The following is a 1124-nucleotide window of genomic DNA, read 5'->3' as shown; positions in this document are numbered from 1 at the left end:
ATAGTGATTAGGACGAATCTTTACCAGTAAGATACGGCCAGATGTTTGGCTCGTTGATCGCGCTCAGTCCTCGTGGAATGTAGTCTTTCAGCGTTGAGAGATCAGGAACGAGCCGATACTTGAACCACTCTTGCAGTTGATCCCAGCACCCTTCGACGGCGTTCAATTCGGGGAGTTTCGACGGAAAGTACCAGATTTCGAGATCATCTCCGCGTACGCACGAGACCGAACTGTCTCCGACAGTTTCGGTCTCGCGCTCACCGCCCACGTGTTCCCAGAGATCTCTCGCGTAGAAGTAGCCCGCTCGGTCAAGAAACACCACTAACTCCTCACCAAACTTGTCGGTTAACGCCTCTAACAGCCGAATCCCGTGTTTCCGTGTGAGGTTCTCTTCTGTCCAGCAGAAGAAGCTGTCACCGTCGTCGGTGACAGCGCCCAGCACTGTCACCGACTTCCAGGACGTTGCAGTCTCTATCGTCGGGTTCGAGCCGATCGGGTACCAACCACGCCGCTGGACGGTTCCAACGTGCTTGGTGAATTGATCGACAACAACGACGGTTTTCTCGTTCAGTTCGGGTCGTTTTTTTCGACTGTCCGCTGAAACTCGACTTTCTCTTCGGGATCAGCCTCGTAGTGTTGAGGCCGTGCTGTCCGCAAGGACAGCCCGGCCTCTCTCAACAACTCGTAGGCGTAGTTTTCGTGGTATTCGACGCCGTACTCCTCTTTGACGTGGTAAAGGAGAAGCTTCGCTGACCACGCTTGCTGATCGTAGCCGAGTTCAGTTGGTGGCTGTTGCAACTGTTCGAATAGCTGTTCGCGGTCTTGTCCCTCGATCTTTGCTGGACCTCCTGGTCGAGGGGCATCGTAGGGAGCTTGCTCGATCGGTTCTTCCTCGAACCGATCGAGCCAGTTGCGGATCGTTTTCTCGACGACGCCATGCCGTTCAGCCAGCGTATCCAGTTGATCGCCCTGCTTACGCCCGATCGCCGCGAGAACACGTTCTCGCGGCTTTCCTTCGTCGATTTGCTCTTTGAGCCAGTGGAGTTCCTCAAGCGTGACGTCGTCGAGCCGACCCATTACCAGCTCTACACTGTCTATCGGTAAATAACTTACTTAATCACTAT

Annotated in this window: 2 protein-coding genes; both read right to left on the bottom strand. The window is 54.4% G+C overall.

Going from position 1 to position 1124, the window contains the following annotated elements:
- Window positions 1-7: 7 nt before the first annotated feature.
- Window positions 8-571 (bottom strand): transposase, encoded by a 564-nt coding sequence (locus tag GRS80_RS03855; RefSeq protein ID WP_160046408.1) that lies wholly within the window; start codon window positions 569-571, stop codon window positions 8-10.
- Window positions 568-1077 (bottom strand): winged helix-turn-helix domain-containing protein, encoded by a 510-nt coding sequence (locus GRS80_RS03850; RefSeq protein ID WP_160046407.1) that lies wholly within the window; start codon window positions 1075-1077, stop codon window positions 568-570. The genes GRS80_RS03855 and GRS80_RS03850 overlap by 4 nt, the downstream gene beginning before the upstream one ends.
- Window positions 1078-1124: the final 47 nt, after the last annotated feature.

It is taken from the genome of Natrialba sp. INN-245 (assembly GCF_009807105.1).
In the GTDB taxonomy this organism is placed as follows: Archaea; Halobacteriota; Halobacteria; order Halobacteriales; family Natrialbaceae; genus Natrarchaeobius; species Natrarchaeobius swarupiae.
This window is presented reverse-complemented; position numbering and strand designations above follow the sequence as displayed.